The 14149-nt window shown below is 37.2% G+C and carries 16 protein-coding genes; 7 read left to right on the plus strand and 9 right to left on the minus strand.

Annotated elements, in window-relative coordinates; translation table 11 throughout:
• Positions 1-99: 99 nt before the first annotated feature.
• The 5 genes from ACFCT9_RS00160 to ACFCT9_RS00180 all read left to right on the plus strand — a co-directional run bounded on the left by ACFCT9_RS00160 (position 100) and on the right by ACFCT9_RS00180 (position 5501).
• Positions 100-1584 carry a leucyl aminopeptidase family protein gene (locus ACFCT9_RS00160; protein ID WP_412519825.1) on the plus strand — a complete coding sequence of 495 codons (1485 nt, stop codon included), beginning with the start codon at positions 100-102 and terminating at the stop codon, positions 1582-1584.
• 156 nt (positions 1585-1740) lie between these two features.
• Positions 1741-3057: a Na+/H+ antiporter family protein gene (locus tag ACFCT9_RS00165; RefSeq protein ID WP_412519827.1), complete on the plus strand. Its 1317-nt coding sequence runs from the start codon at positions 1741-1743 to the stop codon at positions 3055-3057.
• 29 nt (positions 3058-3086) lie between these two features.
• Positions 3087-3464, plus strand: coding sequence for a PaaI family thioesterase (locus ACFCT9_RS00170; RefSeq protein WP_412519828.1), 378 nt, complete (start codon positions 3087-3089; stop codon positions 3462-3464).
• Positions 3465-3718: 254 nt separating this feature from the next.
• Complete coding sequence (locus ACFCT9_RS00175) at positions 3719-4615, plus strand: TPM domain-containing protein (RefSeq protein WP_412519830.1); 897 nt, start codon at positions 3719-3721, stop codon at positions 4613-4615.
• Positions 4605-5501, plus strand: coding sequence for a TPM domain-containing protein (locus ACFCT9_RS00180; RefSeq protein ID WP_412519832.1), 897 nt, complete (start codon positions 4605-4607; stop codon positions 5499-5501). The genes ACFCT9_RS00175 and ACFCT9_RS00180 overlap by 11 nt, the downstream gene beginning before the upstream one ends.
• 48 nt (positions 5502-5549) lie before the next feature.
• Here the strand turns inward: ACFCT9_RS00180 and ACFCT9_RS00185 are convergent, their stop codons facing one another.
• From ACFCT9_RS00185 to kapB, 9 genes are all read right to left on the minus strand, one after another.
• Complete coding sequence (locus ACFCT9_RS00185; RefSeq protein WP_412519833.1) at positions 5550-6698, minus strand: NAD(P)-binding domain-containing protein; 1149 nt, start codon at positions 6696-6698, stop codon at positions 5550-5552.
• Between the two features lie 133 nt (positions 6699-6831).
• Positions 6832-7203, minus strand: a complete 372-nt coding sequence (locus ACFCT9_RS00190) for a Na+/H+ antiporter subunit G1 (RefSeq protein WP_412519835.1) — start codon at positions 7201-7203, stop codon at positions 6832-6834.
• The gene (locus ACFCT9_RS00195) at positions 7181-7477 is read right to left on the minus strand and encodes a Na(+)/H(+) antiporter subunit F1 (RefSeq protein WP_412519836.1); all 297 of its coding nucleotides are present in this window, start codon (positions 7475-7477) and stop codon (positions 7181-7183) included. The genes ACFCT9_RS00190 and ACFCT9_RS00195 overlap by 23 nt, the downstream gene beginning before the upstream one ends.
• A complete protein-coding gene (locus ACFCT9_RS00200; protein ID WP_412519838.1) occupies positions 7477-7956 on the minus strand; it encodes a Na+/H+ antiporter subunit E in 480 nt (159 codons plus the stop codon). Before ACFCT9_RS00200 ends, ACFCT9_RS00195 begins: the two co-directional genes overlap by 1 nt.
• 1 nt (position 7957) lies before the next feature.
• The gene (locus tag ACFCT9_RS00205; protein WP_412521690.1) at positions 7958-9454 is read right to left on the minus strand and encodes a Na+/H+ antiporter subunit D; all 1497 of its coding nucleotides are present in this window, start codon (positions 9452-9454) and stop codon (positions 7958-7960) included.
• Positions 9441-9791 carry a Na+/H+ antiporter Mnh1 subunit C gene (gene mnhC1 / locus ACFCT9_RS00210; protein WP_412519840.1) on the minus strand — a complete coding sequence of 117 codons (351 nt, stop codon included), beginning with the start codon at positions 9789-9791 and terminating at the stop codon, positions 9441-9443. Before mnhC1 ends, ACFCT9_RS00205 begins: the two co-directional genes overlap by 14 nt.
• Positions 9791-10219, minus strand: coding sequence for a Na(+)/H(+) antiporter subunit B (locus ACFCT9_RS00215; protein WP_412519842.1), 429 nt, complete (start codon positions 10217-10219; stop codon positions 9791-9793). The genes mnhC1 and ACFCT9_RS00215 overlap by 1 nt, the downstream gene beginning before the upstream one ends.
• On the minus strand, positions 10200-12617 hold the full coding sequence (locus ACFCT9_RS00220) for a Na+/H+ antiporter subunit A (RefSeq protein WP_412519843.1): 2418 nt from the start codon (positions 12615-12617) through the stop codon (positions 10200-10202). Before ACFCT9_RS00220 ends, ACFCT9_RS00215 begins: the two co-directional genes overlap by 20 nt.
• A 126-nt stretch (positions 12618-12743) precedes the next feature.
• A complete protein-coding gene (gene kapB, locus ACFCT9_RS00225) occupies positions 12744-13127 on the minus strand; it encodes a sporulation phosphorelay system protein KapB (protein WP_412519845.1) in 384 nt (127 codons plus the stop codon).
• Positions 13128-13199: 72 nt separating this feature from the next.
• On the opposite strand from kapB, the gene ACFCT9_RS00230 reads away from it, so the two are divergent.
• Positions 13200-13796 carry a peptidylprolyl isomerase gene (locus ACFCT9_RS00230; protein WP_412519847.1) on the plus strand — a complete coding sequence of 199 codons (597 nt, stop codon included), beginning with the start codon at positions 13200-13202 and terminating at the stop codon, positions 13794-13796.
• 91 nt (positions 13797-13887) lie between these two features.
• Positions 13888-14145 carry a DUF1871 family protein gene (locus ACFCT9_RS00235; RefSeq protein WP_412519849.1) on the plus strand — a complete coding sequence of 86 codons (258 nt, stop codon included), beginning with the start codon at positions 13888-13890 and terminating at the stop codon, positions 14143-14145.
• Positions 14146-14149 lie beyond the last annotated feature (4 nt).

The following is a 14149-nucleotide window of genomic DNA, read 5'->3' on the forward strand; positions in this document are numbered from 1 at the left end:
AAAAGCCGGCTAATATAGACTTTAAGAGGTTGGCAAAACTGTTGATATAACAGCTTTTACCAACCTCTTTTGTATTTTATATTCTATGGAGGAACATTTATGCCAATACAAATTACATTTGACGAACAAAACGAAATGATCAGCAATACGTTGGTACTCGGCTTACCTGATCATTTAAATCAATTAGGAACTGTTGAAATTCAAGGTTATGATTTATCGGATGCTTTAGATACATATAAGCACCAGCATATAATTCACAGCGAAGTCGGTAAAGTCAGTTCGACTTACTTTGAAGTAGGCACGTTGAAGATTCGCTTAATCACGGTAGGACTTGGCAATTTGAAACAATTAGATCGTATTCAAACGATGAAAGTCTACGGTAAGTTACTGCAATACTTAAAAGCAGAACATGTCACTGAAGCGGATGTATTATTCTCTACATTTGCGTCAAAAGCGATTTCTAAAAATGAAATGGCAGAATTATTTGGCTTGCAAGGTAAGAAAGCATTATATGTTTTTGATAATTATAAATCAGATAAGAAAGTGCCATATCATTTGAATTTGAAGCTGCATCAAGCAGAACCAGATGAAATTACAGCCATTAAAGATGGTGAAGTTGTTGGAGAAGGTATTAAATTTGCGCGAGATTTAAGTAATATTCCACCGAATATTTTAACACCGGCTTATTTTGCGGATTGCATTGCAGCACATTTCGCGGAAACTGCAGTAGAAGTGGATGTAAAAGATGCAGAAACATTACAAGCTGAAGGCTTTGGTTTAATTCATGCGGTAGGTAAAGGTTCCGCACATGGTCCAAGATTAATCACCATGACTTATCAAGGTGCAGATGACCCTGATGCAGCCCCAATTGCGTTAGTAGGTAAAGGGATTACTTATGATTCTGGCGGTTATTCAATTAAATCTAAACCAGGCATGCAAGAGATGAAATTTGATATGTGCGGGGCGGCGAATGTCGTTGGGATGATTGAAGCGGCACATCGTCTCGCATTACCTGTCAATATTGTAGGTATTATTGCATCAGCTGAAAATATGATCAACGAAGCAGCCATGAAACCTGACGATGTCTTTACCGCAATGAGTGGTGAGACGGTAGAGGTATTAAATACAGATGCAGAAGGGCGTTTAGTATTAGGCGATGCTGTATTCCAAGCGGTACAACACGAGCCGAAAGTAATTTTAGACTTTGCGACACTGACAGGTGCAGCAATCGCGGCACTCGGCTTTGATAAAGCAGCAGTATTCAAAAACAATGACCAAGCACCGCTAGAAGCTATCACAGCATTGACACAACAAAATGGTGAATGGACATATGAATTACCAGTTACAGCTACAGAACGCAAGTTAATCAAACGCAGTGAAGTGGCGGATTTAGTCAATCACACGAATGGTATGGGCAAAGCGCTCTTTGCGGCGGCATTTATTATGCATTTCAGTGGAAATACACCACACCTTCATTTTGATATTGCTGGTCCAGCAACTACATCTAATGCGGATTACAATGGACCAAAAGGTCCAACAGGCTATTTAATTCATAGTATTGTGGATTGGTTAAAACAAGCATAAAATTCATATGATGAAAGCATACCTGTCTCAAACTTGGTTGAGGCAGGTATTTCGTTATATTGACCATACAAATTGTTGTATTGACAACGTTAAGGTGTACTGTTATTATACTAACATAACGCTTTAGTTCGATAATGTAGTAAAGGAGTAACGCAAATGATTAATGCAGTAGTAATCGCAGTATTATTAATGATTGTCTTATGTTTATTAAGATTGAATGTAGTATTAAGCCTGTTCGTCAGCGGATTAGTAGGCGGGTTAATCGCAGGCATGTCAGTAGAAAAGGTTATCAATGTCTTTACCAAAAATATAGTAGATGGTGCAGAAGTCGCATTAAGTTATGCATTACTTGGTGGTTTTGCGGCTTTAATTTCTTATAGTGGGATTACTGATTATTTAGTAGGTAAAATTATTAACTTAATCAAAGCAGAAAATACGAAAGTGTCTCGTTCAACAATTAAAGTCATTTTAATTGTCGCATTATTACTTTTAAGTATGAGCAGTCAGAACTTGATTCCTGTACATATTGCGTTTATTCCAATTGTAATTCCGCCATTAATCAGTTTATTTAACGAGTTAAATATTGACCGTCGTCAAATTGGTTTGGTTATTGGTTTTGGTTTATGTTTTCCATATTTCTTGATGCCGTTTGGGTTTGGTCAAATCTTCCATCAAATTATTCAAACAGGTTTCTCAAAAGCACATCACCCCATTGAATTTGATATGGTTTGGAAAGCATTATTGATCCCTTCTATCGGCTATATTGTCGGATTGGTTTTAGGCTTGTTTGCGTATCGCAAACCACGTCAGTATCGTATTGATGAAGAACAAATCAACAATGCACCTAAAACGTTGAGACCTTATGTATTAATCACAACAGTCGTAGCGATTGTATTAACATTTGTTGTACAAACGTTAACTGAATCTATGATTTTTGGTGCTTTAGCTGGGGTTATGGTCTTCTTTATTTCAAGAGCTTATAAATGGTTTGAATTAGATAAAGAATTTACTGAAGGTATTAAAATTATGGCATATATCGGTGTTGTTATTTTAACTGCGAATGGCTTTGCGGGGATTATGAATGCGACAGGCGATGTTAAATCACTCGTTGAAAGTATTGCAGGAGTGACAGGCGACCATAAATTACTTGCGATTATTTTAATGTATCTTATTGGATTAATTGTAACACTAGGTATCGGTTCATCATTTGCGACGATTCCGATTATTGCGGCACTCTTCATTCCACTAGGAGAGCAATTAGGCATGAGTACTATGGCATTAATTGCGTTAATCGGTACAGCCGCAGCATTAGGGGATTCCGGATCACCAGCCAGTGATTCAACGTTAGGTCCTACTGCTGGTTTAGATGTAGATGGACAACATGATCATATCCGTGATACATGTGTACCAAACTTCTTATTCTACAATATTCCATTAATGATCTTTGGTACGATTGCAGCTATGATATTATAGAAGTAATCTAGTCGATAGGAGAGAATGGAATGACGAATTTATTGGAAGTCTTAGATATGGAAGTACTGGAAGTTGAAACAGGTTATGTCAAAATGAAAATGCCTGTAACTGATAAAGTGAAACAGCCTTTCGGCTATTTGCATGGCGGGGCTACTATGGCACTAGGAGAAACAGCTTGTTCTATCGGTGCTGCACACATGGTAGATACTGATAAAGTGATTCCAGTAGGCCTAGAGATGAATACCAATCATATTCGTTCAGCTAAACAAGGCTATGTCTATGCGATTGCCGAATTAATTCATGGCGGTCGTTCGACACAAGTATGGAATATCAATCTAGTAGATGACCAAGAACAATTAATCAGTGTCATGCGTGGAACAATGATGTTAAAACCACGTCAATCATAAATGAAGTAGGCAGTGAAGGTTCCTTGAGGGAGGGGAATGTTTCACTGCTTTTTTGGTGCGCAAAAAGACTATAGCGGGATATGAGACAGGGCGTTGACTTTAATTTATCATTAAAATACACTACTTAATAAGAAGATAAATATTATGACGCCTGATAAATTTATTATCCAATAATTATATGGATGAGATTGAATTTATAAAGGAGATATAGATAGGTTTAGACAGGTGTTAGAACACTAAATAGGAGAACATACATGAGAAAACAAGTTATCACAATCATTTTAGGATGCTTGCTAATGATTGTATTTTCTGTACCAGCACTTGCACTTACTAATCCTTTACCTGAGCTAGATAAAACGCATCTCTACATACAAGACCATGCGCATTTATTAAGTGATTCTGAAATCACACAAATGAATGAATTAGGTGAGAAACTCGAAAAAGACACCGGTATAGAAATGCTGATGGTCACGATGGATTCAGTCGATGAACCACGTCGAGATTATGCTTTGAAGCTATTACGCGGCTATGGTGTCGGCAAGAAAGACATTAATAACGGTATTGTTATCTTCTTAAATTTAGATAAAGACAACGGTGCTGAAGACAGAGGGGTTGAAATCCAAATTGGTTATGGTTTGGAAGGGTATTTCACAGATGCCAGAGTTGGTACGATTATCGATGAAAACGGCTTAGAAGACTTTAAGAAAGGCAACTATAATACGGGTTTAAAGAATCTTTATCGTGCTATGTATGATAAAAGCCAAGATGCGTACAAGCATGTGGATAAAAATATTAAACTCTCAAATGGAATGGGCACAAAATGGTACTTTCTAACACATCATAATTTTGGATATATTTTCGGATACATTTTCGGATACCTTAAAACTGTAGGATTATTTTTGCTCTTTGGTCTTATTTATCCATTATATGCATGTTATCTCTATAATAAATTTAATAAAGATAAAGACGACAAAAATGATAAAAATAAGTATGGCGGTGGTCGTCCCTCTGACTCTGATTACTACGGAACATCTGGTTCTTATGGAGGCGGAGGCGGCAGTTCTTCGTCAAGTGATGGTTATAGCTCTGGTGGCGGAGGCGGTTTTGGTGGCGGCACCGGTGGCGGAGGAGGTGCTGGACGTGGGTTCTAATACATGGTTTAGAATTATAATCATATCCATTGCCTTAGTCATTGGGAGTGCGAGCACGGTTTATGCAGTGGATAATTTTGAAAGTGTACCGCCTTTAAATGAGCATCATACGTATGTCCAAGACCATGCCAACATATTTACTGAGTCACAAATAGAGCAACTTCAAATGCGTTCTGATAAGCATGATCATGAATATGAATTAATGATTGTCACAATGAAAGACTTAAATGGCTGTCAGCCTAAAGCGTATGCCAAACGTTTATTTGACACTTATCAACTCGGTTATAAGCCAAATATTAATAGTAATGTAAATGGTGTAATTATATTATTTGATGGTCAACATCAAGTGAAAGTCTATACAGATGCGCAACTTTCACATTACTTTACCGATGAAAAAGTTAAAGAACTAATTAAAGAGACAACTGAATCAGATTTTGAACAGAAACAGTATAGTGAAGGATTAATTCAACTGTATGATCAAATGGAGAAGGAAATTCCTAAAGGTGTTTCTGCCGCAAATGAGAATGGGATTGAGTTAAAACAACCTAAACATACATCAGAAATTCAAAATAAAAGTGATAAGGGTAATTCTTTTGCGGATGATGTCTGGTTTGTAATAAAGTATGGTAAATGGCTTGGAATTGTCATAGGTACATTTTATTTAATCTTTGCGGGTGTTGCCTATGTTTCACCTCCAGCTAAGAAGGTTGAAGAAAGTACGCATGCGAGATTGGCTAGAATGCGTAAACTAAAAAAGCAGCGTGAGAAATCGAGAGCAAAAAAAGATGAAAAAGAGAAAGAGGAAAGGAAAAACAAGAAGAAACATTCTTCTATTGATGAAAATAAAAAGTATAAAAATGCGATGCGTGATTATAAAGATGAATAGAAAAAAGATTCCCTTACTTCCATTGAAATAGGGGAATCTTTTTCTAGGTTAAGATACTTTTTCTTCTTTGTTTATAAATACTTTTGAAATACGGTTAGCAGCTTCTCTGCCTCCCGCAAAGCTTCGCGCAAATGGTCCTAATTCAATGTCCGCGAGTGCACCTGAAACAAAGACACCAGGCAACCATTCTAAATTTTCATTTAAGGCTGGATGTTTTGTTTCTGTTAATGGGGCTCGTACATTTTCTACAAAGCGTTGTATTACCGGCATCTGCATAATGTTGTTTTTAAAGCCTGTCGCAAGCAAAATGTGATCATACGTATAAGTATCGTTTTCAGTCACAATTGTATGATTTTGAACAGTTTGGATTTCATTGACATGGATTTGAAGTTGACCTTCTTGGACATGCTTTTTAAGTCGTAAATATAATTCTTTAGGCATAGAACCTTTATGACGCTCTTGCGCGATAATATTTAAGCGCTCTTTAGATGAATCAATTTCACGATAACGTGTCATATTTTTGGGACCTAACCAGCCTGGATCTGCATCGAAATCATAGACTTCAATCGGTTTATTCATCCAAAGATGTACGGTTTCAGCGTTTGATTCTTCAATTAATTTTAATGTTAGATGCGCTGCAGAGATACCGCTGCCGACCACATGCGAAGCAGCTTGATAAGGAATCTCGTCATCTTCAAAGATGTGTTTTACATCGGGTTGATTAACATACATATCTGGAATATGTGGGATATTGTTACTGCCGATAGCGAGAAGTAGATAATCGCTTGTCACCGCATTATGGTTGTTCATTTCTACTTTCCATTGTCCATCAATACGGTCAATATTGACTGCAACATCTTTAATATGTCGACTGTTTAAGTCGAATTCATGCAGCATTTTATGGACATGATCCATAAACATATCGCGTTGTGGACGTTGATATTTACCATAAGTGGCACCTGTATATTGATTTGATTTCGCAAAGTGTTTTAAATGAAATGGGTCAGGATGAACATGGTGTACGTGTGGAGAGCGTAAAAACGGCATGCCAATGCGGCAAGAGAAATCATCAAATTGTTCGCATAGGGAATCATGAGGGTCTATTATTGTTAAGTCTTCAGATGCTAAACCTGAAGCACGTAGTTTAATGGCAATGGTTACGGCGTGAATTCCGCCGCCGATAATTGTCCAAGACATAGCGTCACCTTCTTAAATCGTAATTGTTTCGATTTAATTAATATAGCATATTTCAAGTTGTATCACAAGTTCGATACAAACGAAAAAAACACCGCAACACCCTGATTGAACAGGATGTTGCGGTGTCATATGTTTAGGATTTATCCGCTGCTTTTGGTTGTTCTTTTTTCGATTCACCCAACTCATCTAACTTAGTAGAACGTGAGTAAGGTGTTTTGATTTTATAAGATGCTTTGATGATAAGGTGACTTGATAATGGACCTGTAATTAAAATAAACAAGATACCAATAATCAATTGCGGGTTCACATAGTGATCATGTCCAATGAAGAACAAGAATACACCTAAGAGTAAACTCATTGCACCTAAAGTTGCTGCTTTACCAGCAGCATGTGCGCGTCCATACACATCTTTTAAACGTAAGATACCAAGGGCAGAAAGAGCACTGATAATTGCACCGACAACTACAAAGAATAATGACAAACTAATCATTATCGTGTCTATCATGTTCAATCACCTTACCTTCCTGCATATATTTAGCGAACACAGCTGTACCTAAGAATGCGATGATACCGATTAACAGGATAGTTACAATCATGTATTTCGTATCTAAGAAGATACTGAATAAAGCAACGATGGCCATGAATTGGATACCGATCGCATCTAAAGCAACGACTCTGTCGGCTAGAGAAGGGCCGAGAATCACACGTATCAACATACCAAGTATCGAAAGTGCAACAATAATTAATGCGATGATAATAACGATATTATAGGCAAACATTATGCTTCTCCCACCTCTCTAACAGCTTTTTCTAAGGAAGATTTAATGCCTTCAACTTCCTCTTCTTTTGTGCTGAAATCTAAACAATGAATATAGATTTTCTTATTGTCATCACTGACACCGAGTACGATAGTACCTGGTGTAAGGGTGATGAGTGTACTTAATACGACAACTTCCCATGGTTCTTTTAGGTCTGTATCGTAGACAAAGAATGCGGGTTCGTTATCCATTTTTGGTTTGATGACGATACGCATGACATCGATATTCGCTTTGACAAGTTCTACTAAGAATATAATCATCAATTTGATTACGTAATAAAGTGTGACGATATAGAAACGTCCAGGTAATAACTTACGCATCAAGAAGACAAGCAATAAACCAAAGATGTAACCTAATACAAAGTTATTAAGAGTGTAGCTGTCATTGACGAACAGCCAAAATATAGCAAGCAATAGATTCACGAGTACTTGAATTGCCATATTATTTCACCCCCAATACGCTGTCGATATATGCTTTAGGATCATAGAATGTGACAGCTGCTTCTTTAAAGAATGGGTAAAGCCATTCTGCCGCAAAACTAAAGACCACGCATAACAAAACAGCTAGAATCGCGACACTTAATAAGCCGCGGTAGTGTAAATGTGGATTGAACGTATAGCCTTCTGATTCTCCGAAGAAACCTCTGATGAAGATTTTCATAACAGAATATAAAATCAACAGACTAGATAATAAGACGATAATCCCGCTAATATAAAAGCCTTGTTCAAATGCAGAACGTACGATATACATTTTACCGTAGAAACCGCTGAATGGCGGAATACCTGCAAGGTTCAAACATGCGATAAAGAATGTCCATCCTAAAACAGGATAATGTTTTATCAATCCACCGAACTTTCTGATATCAGTGGTACCAGTGATTTTAAGCATGATACCAATCAAGAAGAACAACGCTGCTTTGATCAACATATCATTGACTGTGTAATACAATGCACCGATGATACCTGATTCATTCATCATAGATACACCGACTAAGATAATACCCACAGCAATCATAATGTTATATAAAATGATTTTCTTCGTATCATTGAAGCTGATAGCACCAATGGAACCGAAGATAATGGTTAATAATGCTAGGACAAGCACTGTGTAGTGCGAGAATGTCAATGTATGCGCAAAGAATAAACTCAATGTTCTAGCAATCGCATAAACGCCAACTTTCGTAAGTAGGGCACCAAAGAATGCGATGATCGCAAACGGCGGTGCATAATAAGCACCAGGTAACCATACGTACATTGGGAAGGCACCGGCTTTAGTTGCGAATACAAAGAGGAACATTACAAATACAATGCTGACAAGCCCGCTTTGTGTATCAGATAAATGGCCTAATTTCTGACTGATATCAGCCATGTTTAATGTTCCGACAACTGAGTACAAGATCCCAACAGCGATGACGAAGAAGGCTGATGATGCGACGTTCACAAGTAAGTATTTAATGGTTTCTTGTAATTGAATCTTCGTACCGCCGATAACGAGTAGGGAGTATGAAGAAATCAAGAACACTTCAAAGAATACGAACATGTTGAAGATATCACCTGTGATAAAGGCACCGATAATACCTGTTTCCATGAACATCACTGCGAAATAGTAATAGTATGTTTCACGATGTAAGCCGATTGATTGATATGAGAACAAAATAATCAAGATGGTTACAATTAAACTTGTAATTACTAAAGTCGCACTGAATAAATCAAGTACAAAGACGATACTGTATGGCGCTTTCCAAGACCCTAATTCTAATTTTATTGGTCCATGGTGCCATACGTTAATAAAGTTCCAAATCGCAAGTCCTAATGTAAGTAAAGAACCTGCTAAAGCGACATAACGTTTAATGAAAGGACGTTTGCCGATAAATACGAGAATCACTGCAGTAATCATAGGTGTTATCAGCATTGCAGCGATTAAATTATCTAGCATCATCATCTTCTGGCACTCCCTTCATTCTTTCTACGTTGTCAGTTCCAAGTTCCTTATAGCTTCTAAAAGCAAGTACTAAGAAGAACGCTGTGACCGCGAATGAAATAACAATCGCAGTTAAGATTAATGCTTGCGGGATAGGGTCGACGTAACTCTTTGTTCCAGGTTTAAAGATTGGAACAGAACCTTCGCCTAAACCGCCCATTGTGATTAAAAACAAGTTTGCAGCATGTGTTTGTACTGCGGTACCAATAATGATTCGAATCAAGCTCTTAGATAAAATGAGATAGATACTGATTGATGTTAAGATACCGCAAACAATAATCATAATTATTTCCATTACTCATTCTCTCCAATCGCTAAAATTATTGTCATTACCGTACCGACAACGGCTAATAACACACCTAAGTCAAAGAACAATGCGGTATGGATTGCCATAGGTTTTAAGAGTGGAAGCGGTACTTCAAATACTTTGTGTGTAAAGAAGTTTTTGTGATAGAACCAACTTGCAACTGGGGTTAACACACAAAATGTAAGTCCGATCGCAATCAATTTTTTGAAATCCCACGGGAAGATTTTACGCATTGTTTTCACATCAAAGGCTACCGCAACAAGTACTAATGAACTTGAAACCAGCAAACCTCCGATGAACCCGCCGCCGGGTTGATAGTGTCCGTTTAAGAATAGTGAAAGAGCGAACATTACAACCAAGAAGAAAATGACTATCGTTGAGTATTGAAAGATGATATCATTTTTCTGTTTGTTCATTGTCATCCACCCTTTCGTAACCATTTTTGTGTTTAGAACGTAATTTAATTAACGTATATACAGCTAAACCGGCAATACCTAATACTGAAGATTCGAATAAAGTATCGGTACCACGGAAGTCAACAAGGATAACGTTAACCATATTGTTACCATGCGCTAAACTATGGACATTTTCTTTGTAGTAACTTGCAATGGATTCGAAATGTTTATTACCATATGCAATCAAACCTAATACAGTTACAGCAATACCGACACCCGCAGCAATTACTGCATTGGTTACTTTGAACGAAGTCGATTCGTTATAACGGTTCAAGTTTGGTAAATGGTAGAAACATAATAAGAATAGTGCAGTTGAAATGGTTTCTACTACAAATTGTGTTAATGCCAAGTCTGGTGCGTTAAAGAAGATATAGAATATCGCCATAGAATAACCCACAGCACTCAGCATGATAATACTGAACAGTCTTGAACGCGCAAAGACCAACATAATCGCAGCAGCTAAAATCATGACTACAATGATGGCTTCATATGAACGTATGCGGCTGACATGACTGAAATCAAACGCAAATGGCAATGCGATGACTGTCACAAATGTTAAGACGATTAAACTGCCCATAATTACCACAAGTTTATTACGGATAAATCCGCTCATATACGTGTTTGTCACGCGTTTAGAGTATCCAGGCAAGTTGTCTGCTGAACGATCATAGAAGTAGTTCAGTTCTAAACGTTCTGGAATATTCTCTAATACTTTAACCCACTTATGATATGTGAAGATTAATAGAATACCAATTGCGTAAATGACTATTGTTGATAAGAATGCAGGTGTAAATCCATGGAATAAATGGAATTCTGCATCTGGCAACTTCGCATTACGTATTGCTTGGCTTGCTGGATCAATAATCGGTTTTGCTAATAATGTAGGGAATAGACCGAATGTCACCACTAATACTGCCAAGAAAGCAGGCGCAATCCACATTAACACGGATGGCTCATGTGGTTGATGTGGTAAATCATCTGGTTTATATGAACCCCAGAATATTTGACCGATAAATCTAACTGAATATACAAATGTAAAGATGCTACCTAAAATCGCAACAATCGGAATCAAGACACCTAACGTGTTCAAGCTGAAAATAGGTGCTTGTGTGACGTTAATCATTGCTTCAAGGAAGCTTTCTTTAGATAAGAAACCGTTGAATGGCGGTACACCGGCCATACTTAACGCTGAAATGACTGTGATCGTAAATGAAATCGGCATGATTGTCATTAAGCCGCCTAATTTACGTACATCACGTGTTCCGGTTTCATGATCGATAATACCTGCAACCATGAATAGTGCACATTTGAATGTGGCATGGTTAATTAAATGAAAGACTGCTGCGACAAATACGGCTGCATAAAATTGGCTTTGTGCACCTTGGAAGTGGAAGCTGACTGCTCCGATACCAAGCATTGACATTACCATACCGAGTTGTGAAACAGTTGAGAAAGCTAAGATACCTTTCAAATCTGACTGTTTTGTCGCATTTAAAGATGCCCAGAATAATGTGACTAATCCAATGGCAGTGACTGTCCAAATCCAACCTTGTGATAGAGCAAAGATTGGTGTAAGTCGTGCAACTAAGTAAATGCCCGCTTTAACCATTGTGGCAGAGTGCAGATAAGCACTGACTGGCGTAGGTGCTTCCATTGCATCTGGCAACCAAATGTAGAATGGAAATTGCGCTGATTTAGTCATTGCACCAAAGAGTATTAAAATCATAGCCAAGATAAAGAACGGGCTTGATTGAATCTCAGAGGCATGTGCAATAAGATGGCGAATACTTGTTGAATGTCCTGAAAGTGTCATTAAGATAAAGCCGCCGAGTAAAGATAAACCGCCGAATACTGTAATTAATAATGATTTTTGGGCACCATAAAGTGAAGCCTCTCTTGTGCGCCAAAATGAAATCAATAAGAAACTAGAAAATGATGTCATTTCCCAGAATAAATACAGCATAAAGACGTTATCTGATAAAACGACGCCTAACATTGCACCCATAAAGAGTAATAAATAACAATAGAAATTACCCAATTGTTCCTTCTTGCTTAAATAGCTGATTGAATAGAAGGTAACTAAAGCACCAATACCTGTAATCAATAAGCTGAACAATAAGCTTAATCCATCAACATATAAATTATAGTTCATACCGATTCGCGGCATCCATGGTAATTCCGCAAAGCGTGTTTTACCTGACATCGTTGTCGAAATATAAGTTAAGAAATAAATAAATAAAACGACGGGGACAGGTAACGCGAACCATCCTATATGTATACGCTTAATGAAACGATAAACAATAGGGATAATGAGTGCAAAAATGAACGGCAACAATACCGCTGCATGTAACCAACTCATTATTTGTCCTCCTTTGAATATAAGATAACCTCATTATACATCAATGTGAAGTGTGTAAAAACCTTGTTTTCCGGTAACACGCTTACATTTCAGGGTTCTTTTAAATAAGAAGAAACTCTTCACAAATTATTTGAAATTTTGTTTGTACTGAATGCCATAATCATTCTTTAACGTATTTAAATTGTGTAAAGACATTTTCGCATGTTCAGTATTTTCTTGTTTTAATTGTTCTTCGTAATTGGTAATCGCTTGCTGTAAAGATGCTACATAATCTAAAGGTTCAACGTTGAATTCGCGTAATTTAGATTTTGGTGTAAATCTTTTTTCGTAATGACTGAGTGCACGACGTTCGTGGAAGAAGACACCTTCTGTTGCTGTTGGATCATGTAAATCACCTTGTTTAGGGTGTTTGATAACTTGTTCAACTTGAACTAAAACTTCACCGTTATCTTTCTCTTCTACAATTGAAACACCATAACTTCCTGTTTTATGTGAAAAACGATATAACATTTTAATACTTCCTTTCTGTGGTATATGTTAATATTGAGATAAATCAATCTTAACATGAATGGAGCATTAATTATGGCAAACTATCCTCAATTAAATAAAGAAATCCAAGATAATGAAATTAAAGTAGTCATGCATACAAATAAAGGTGATATGACATTCAAACTATTTCCAGATTTAGCACCAAAAACAGTTGAAAACTTTGTGACACATGCTAAAAATGGATACTATAACGGCATTACTTTCCACCGTGTTATCAATGATTTTATGGTACAAGGCGGAGACCCAACAGCAACTGGTATGGGCGGAGAAAGTATTTACGGCGGATCATTTGAAGATGAATTCTCTATGGAAGCATTTAACTTATATGGCGCATTATCTATGGCGAATGCTGGACCTAATACTAATGGTTCACAATTCTTCATCGTACAAATGAAAGACGTTCCTGAAAATATGTTGAATCAATTAGCAGATGGCGGATGGCCAAAACCAATCGTAGAAGCTTACGGTGAAAAAGGCGGTACACCTTGGTTAGACCAAAAACATACAGTGTTCGGTCAATTAGTTGAAGGTGAAACGACTTTAGAAGATATCGCGAACACTAAAGTGGGTCCTCAAGATAAACCTGTACATGATGTTGTGATTGAATCAATCGATGTTGAAGAAAAATAAGTCAACAACATTTTAAATAGAAGACGCGGCTCGATTTGTGGTAACGCAAATCGGGCTTATTTTAAGAAGAAATAAAGGAGGTTAATCATCAATGGAAAAGAATGAAGTGAATATTGCTTTATATCAGCAACTCGCAGATTGGAATCCTATGAATTTCCAAGATCAAACGATGGGTGATGCAGAAGTGTATGAAATGATGGATGCAGTTCATCAAATCGATGATGTTAAAACCTTGGCACAAAAGTTCCAAGATATCTTTATGTATTCTTTTGAAGAAAAACTTCCTATAGAAGAATGTCAAAAACACGCAGAAGCAGCACTATCTTTAGAAGGTACGTGCGGGTTGTAAAAGA

It is taken from the genome of Staphylococcus simulans, assembly GCF_047037175.1.
GTDB lineage: Bacteria > Bacillota > Bacilli > Staphylococcales > Staphylococcaceae > Staphylococcus > Staphylococcus simulans_C.